Consider the following 5,328-nt stretch of genomic DNA (forward strand, 5'->3'; position numbering starts at 1 on the left):
ACGTGGCACAGGTCGTAGATCGTCATGCCGCACACATACATGCGCACATGGTTGGGTTCGATCGGCGTGAACACCTCGGTCTGGCGCGACAAGGTGTTGAAGATGCTCAGGGTCATCGGCGGAGTGCTGCAGTGGAACCGCTCATAGGGCCTGGCCAGAGGGTCGAAGGGCTTGCAGCCGTGGGGCTGCTATACAATTTTCGCAGTATAGCGGGCCGTATCCGCACCTCGTTCCGCCCCACGGCGCCCATCCCAAACCTCGCGGCCACCTGATGACTCCACGCTCTTCGCTCGTCGCCCTGGCCGCGTTCACCGTGTTCACGATCGCCAGCACCGCGGCCAGCACCGCGCGGGCCGACGAGTACGGCGATGTCGACGGCCTGCTCGGTGCGGGCCGGCTGGCCGAGGCGAACCAGAAGGCCGACCAGTTCCTCTCCACCAGGCCGAAGGACGCCCGCATGCGCTTCCTGAAGGGCCTGGTGCTGTCGGAGCAAGGCAAGTCGAACGACGCGATCGCGGTGTTCGTGAAGCTCACCGAAGACCACCCCGAGCTGCCCGAGCCGCACAACAACCTCGCGGTGCTCTACAGCAAGCAGGGCCAGTACGACCAGGCGCGGCGCTCGCTCGAGGCGGCGATCCGCACCAACCCGAGCTATGCGACCGCCTACGAGAACCTCGGCGACGTGTACGCGAAGCTCGCGAGCCAGGCCTATTCGCGCGCGCTGCAGATCGACGGCAGCAGCACCGCCAAGGTGAGCCCGAAGCTCGCGATGATCCGCGACCTGTTCTCGCCGATGACGCGCTCGGAGCCGCCGGCGGTGGTCGCTGCGGCCAAGCCTGCGCCGGCGCCGGTTCCCCCAGTGGCCCCCGTCCCTGCCCCGCCGCCGGTCGTTGCCGCCGCGCCGAAGCCGGCTCCAGTGCCTGCTCCTGCTCCTGCACCCGTTCCCGCGCCGGCCCCGGTCGCCACGCCGAACCCAGCGCCTGCGCCCGCAGCGGTGGCTTCTTCACCGGCCGCCGCCACCGAAGACGCGAAGGCGGTGCAAACCGCCGTGCTCGCGTGGGCCGCGGCCTGGGCCAGCAAGGACATGGACGCCTACTTCGCGTCCTACACCCACGATTTCAACGGTGGCAAATCGCGCGCCGCCTGGGAGGCCGAACGCCGCGCCCGCATCACCGGCAAGCGCAGCATCTCGGTGAACCTGAGCGACTTCGACATCCGTGTGCAAGGCGACAAGGCCGTCGTGCAGGTGCGCCAGGCCTACAGCGCCGACGCGCTGAAGGTGTCCAGTCGCAAGCGGCTCGACCTGGTGCGCGTCTCCGGCCGCTGGTTGATCCAGAAGGAAAGCACCGGTTCGTGATCCGACGCCTGCGTGAGTGGTGCCGCCGCGCGGCACTGCCTGTCTGCCTGGCGCTGCCGTGGGCGGCAGGCGGGGCCGTGGCTGCGCCGCTGAAGCCGGCCGTGGCGCGCAGCGGCGTGGCCGCCGCGCCCGCTTCCCCCGAAGCCCGGCTGATCGATATCTATCTGCTGATCCGCGATGGCGATGTGCGCAGCGCGCTCGCGCGTGCCGAAACGCTGACGCGCGACGTGCCCAACTTCCAGCTCGCGCAGCTGGTGTACGGCGACCTGCTGCTCGCCCGCCGGCAGCCGCTCGAGGCGATGGGCGCGGCGCCCCCCGAGCTGGCCGCCTCGTCGCCCGACCAGCTCGTGCAGCTGCGCCAGGAGGCCATGCTGCGGCTGGCCGCGCTCACCGAACGCCCGCCGGCCGATGCCGTGCCGCGCCAGTTCATCGACATCCCGTCGAGCACGCGGCATGCGATCGCCGTCGACGCGAGCCGCTCGCGCCTGTACCTGTTCGCGAACGACGCGAAGGGCCTGCGCCTGGTCGCCGACCACTACGTCTCGCTCGGCCGGCTCGGCGTCGACAAGAAGGAGCAAGGCGACCAGCGCACGCCGCTCGGCGCCTACTTCATCACCAGCCGGCTGACGAACCTGCAGGTCGCGGAGTTCTACGGCCCCGGCGCGCTGACGCTGAACTACCCCAACGAGTACGACCGCCGGCGCGGCAAGACCGGCGGCGGCATCTGGCTGCACGGCGTACCGCCGGCCAATTTCGCGCGCGGCCCGCAGACCACCGACGGCTGCCTCGTGCTCGCCAACCCCGACCTGCTGCGCCTGCTGCGCGAGGTGTCGCCACGGCGCACGCCGGTCGTGATCGCCCCGAAGCTCGAATGGGTCGCGCGCGCGCAGGTCGCGCAGGAGCGCGTCGCGGCGCATGCGATGGTCGAGCAGTGGCGCATCGCGCGCTCGCAGGGCGACGCGCGCAAGCTGCTGAGCTTCTACTCGCCGCAGTTCCAGAGCGGAACCGCCGACCTCGCGCAGTGGTCGCAGATGGTCGACAAGGAACTGCAGGCCACGCGCGGGCGCACCGCCGAGCTGAAGGAGATGTCGATCCTGTCGTGGCGCGATGCCGGCGAGGTGCTGATCGTCACCTTCGGCGAGGTGCTGAGCGGCCAGCTGACCGGCCCGCTGAAGCGCCAGTACTGGGGCAAGGAAGGTGGACAATGGAAAATATTCTTCGAAGGAGTGATCTTGTGAGAACCCTCAAGTCATGGCTGCCGCTGGTGGTGGTCGGAGTGATGAGCCTGACCGGCAGCATGGCCGCCTACGCCCAGAAGGTGAAGCTGGCCACGTCGCTCGGCGACATCGTGATCCAGGTCGATGCCGAGAAGGCACCGAAGTCGGCCGCCAACTTCCTGCAGTACGTGAAGGACGGCCACTACAACGGCACGGTGTTCCACCGCGTCATTCCCGACTTCATGGTCCAGGGCGGCGGCATGACGCCCGACCTGAAGGAAAAGCCCGTGCGCGCGCCGATCCCGCTCGAAGCCCGCAACGGCCTCGACAACACGCGCGGCACCGTCGCGATGGCCCGCACGATGGACCCCAACTCGGCCACCTCGCAGTTCTTCATCAACGTGAAGGACAACGCCTTCCTGAACGCCGCGCAATCGCGCGACGGCAACGGCTACGCGGTGTTCGGCAAGGTCGTCTCGGGCATGGACGTCGTCGACAAGATCCGCGCCGTGCAGACCGGCAACAAGGGCCCGTACCAGGACGTGCCGGTCCAACCCGTCATCATCAAGCAAGCCACGCTGGAGAAATAACATGAGCAAACTCGTCGACCTGGTCACCAACCACGGCACCATCCGCATCGAACTCGACGACGCCAAGGCGCCGCTGTCGGTCAAGAACTTCCTCTCGTACGTCGAGAAGGGCCACTACAGCGGCACGGTGTTCCACCGCGTCATCAAGGGCTTCATGATCCAGGGCGGCGGCTTCGAGCCCGGCATGAAGCAGAAGCCCACCGATGCGCAGATCCAGAACGAAGCCGGCAACGGCCTGAAGAACGACCACTACACGCTCGCGATGGCACGCACCAGCGTGCCGCACTCGGCCACCGCGCAGTTCTTCATCAACGCGACCGACAACGACTTCCTGAACTTCAAGTCCGAGACGCCGTCCGGCTGGGGCTATGCGGTGTTCGGCAAGGTCGTGTCGGGCCACGAGATCGTCGACAAGATCGAGCAGGTGAAGACCGGCAACAAGGGCGGCCACAGCGATGTGCCGCTCGAGGACGTCGTGATCACCGAAGCCAAGGTGGTCTGAGCCCACACCCGCATCAACCTCCAGCAGTACCGGGGTTCCATGTCGCGCCAGACCGCCGTCGCACCGCCTCCCTTGCCCAGCCTCTGGGAGTACGCGGCGCCGGCCGACTGGCGCAACGTGGATTTCATCTCCGACCTGCACCTGAGCGCCGACACGCCGCGCACCTTCGACGCCTGGTCGGCCTACCTGCGCACGACCGACGCCGATGCGGTGTTCATCCTCGGCGACCTGTTCGAGGTGTGGGCCGGCGACGACAGCCGCCACGACGAGTTCGAGGCGCAATGCGCGAACGAGCTGGCCGAGGCGGCCTGCCGCCGCACGGTCGGCTTCATGGCGGGCAACCGCGATTTCCTGGTCGGGCTCGACATGCTGCGCGAATGCGGCGTGGTCGCCCTGCCCGATCCGACGGTGCTGCAGGCCTTCGGGCTGCGCGTGCTGTTGACGCATGGCGACGCGCTGTGCCTGGACGACACCAAGTACCAGCAGTTTCGCGCGMTGGTGCGCAGCGAGGCCTGGCAGCAGGATTTCCTCGCGAAACCGCTCGACGAGCGCCGCCGCTTCGCGCGCGCGGTGCGCAACGAGAGCGAGCAGCTCAAGCGCCAGCTCCCGACGCCGATGGACTGGGCCGATGTCGACGGCGCCGCCGCGGTGCGCTGGCTGCATGAGGCGGGCGCGACGACGATGGTGCACGGCCACACGCACCACCCGGGCAGCGAACCGCTGGCGCCGGGCATGCTGCGCCATGTGCTCAGCGATTGGGAGCTCGATCACCCGCCGCTGCGCGCCGAGGTGCTGCGCCTGAGCGCGCGCGGCTTCAGGCGCATCACGCCGCCAGGCGTGGCCCTGATTCCGCCGCCCGGCGTGGCCCCGATCACGCCGCCTGGCGTGGCGCGGCCCTGACCTGAGCCGCCGTGCTGGTGCGCCTGGCGTCGGCATGGCGGGGGTGGCGCGAGCGCCGCACGCTGGCGCGCCGGCCCATTCCCGATGCGCTGTGGGCCGAGACGCTCGAGCGCTATCCGTTCCTCGGCGACCTCGATGAGGCCGACGCCGCGCAGCTGCGCCGCTTCGCGACGCTGTTCCTCGCCGACAAGCAGTTCCATGGCACGCACGGCGTGGTGGTCAGCGACGCGATGGCGGTCGCGATCGCCGCGCAGGCCTGCCTGCCGGTGCTCAAGCTCGGACTCGACTGGTACGACGCCTTCGTGCTGATCGTCGTGCACCCCGACGAGATGCTCGCGAAGCGCGAGGTCGTCGACGACGACGGCATCGTGCACGAGTACGAAGAAGCGCTCACCGGCGAAGCGCCCGGCGCCGGGCCGATGACGCTGTCGTGGCGGGATGTCGCCGATGCGCAGGAGAACCCGGAGGATGGCAGCGGCTGGGCCTACAACGTCGTGATCCACGAGTTCGCGCACGTGATCGACATGYGCGACGGCCGCTCCGACGGCATCCCGCCGCTGCCCGACAAGGAGGCCCACCTGCGCTGGCGCGAGGTGATGCCGGCGAGCTACGAGCGCTTCTGCGGCGAGGTCGACGGCGACGAGGACATCTTCATGGACCCGTACGCCGCCGAAGGCCCCGACGAGTTCTTCGCGGTGGCCTGCGAGACCTTCTTCGTCGCGCCGCTCGACCTGCAGGCCTGGGATGCGGCGCTGTATGCGC

6 protein-coding genes are annotated in these 5,328 nt (G+C 69.1%); all 6 read left to right on the forward strand.

Translation table 11 applies throughout. From position 1 onward, the window contains the following. The first annotated feature begins 271 nt into the window (after positions 1 to 271). Positions 272 to 1,357, forward strand: a complete 1,086-nt coding sequence (locus tag AC1D01_RS19375; RefSeq protein WP_477869126.1) for a tetratricopeptide repeat protein — start codon at positions 272 to 274, stop codon at positions 1,355 to 1,357. Continuing rightward, complete coding sequence (locus tag AC1D01_RS19380; protein WP_477869128.1) at positions 1,354 to 2,595, forward strand: L,D-transpeptidase family protein; 1,242 nt, start codon at positions 1,354 to 1,356, stop codon at positions 2,593 to 2,595. The genes AC1D01_RS19375 and AC1D01_RS19380 overlap by 4 nt, the downstream gene beginning before the upstream one ends. A gap of 41 nt (positions 2,596 to 2,636) precedes the next feature. Beyond that, positions 2,637 to 3,164, forward strand: a complete 528-nt coding sequence (locus AC1D01_RS19385) for a peptidylprolyl isomerase (protein ID WP_477869136.1) — start codon at positions 2,637 to 2,639, stop codon at positions 3,162 to 3,164. Between the two features lies 1 nt (position 3,165). Beyond that, positions 3,166 to 3,666 (forward strand): peptidylprolyl isomerase, encoded by a 501-nt coding sequence (locus tag AC1D01_RS19390; protein ID WP_477869130.1) that lies wholly within the window; start codon positions 3,166 to 3,168, stop codon positions 3,664 to 3,666. A gap of 39 nt (positions 3,667 to 3,705) precedes the next feature. After that, the gene (locus AC1D01_RS19395) at positions 3,706 to 4,566 is read left to right on the forward strand and encodes a UDP-2,3-diacylglucosamine diphosphatase (protein ID WP_477869132.1); all 861 of its coding nucleotides are present in this window, start codon (positions 3,706 to 3,708) and stop codon (positions 4,564 to 4,566) included. Between the two features lie 11 nt (positions 4,567 to 4,577). Then, a partial coding sequence (locus AC1D01_RS19400) for a M90 family metallopeptidase (RefSeq protein ID WP_477869134.1) occupies positions 4,578 to 5,328 on the forward strand: 751 nt, incomplete at its 3' end.

The organism is Rhizobacter sp. P3_B12, assembly GCF_056402895.1.

Bases quoted from the DNA above. Each gene is read 5' to 3' on its own strand.
- AC1D01_RS19390 (WP_477869130.1), top strand. From the start codon at position 3,166: ATGAGCAAACTCGTCGACCTGGTCACCAACCACGGCACCATCCGCATC.
- AC1D01_RS19375 (WP_477869126.1), top strand. From the start codon at position 272: ATGACTCCACGCTCTTCGCTCGTCGCCCTGGCCGCGTTCACCGTGTTC.
- AC1D01_RS19385 (WP_477869136.1), top strand. From the start codon at position 2,637: ATGAGCCTGACCGGCAGCATGGCCGCCTACGCCCAGAAGGTGAAGCTG.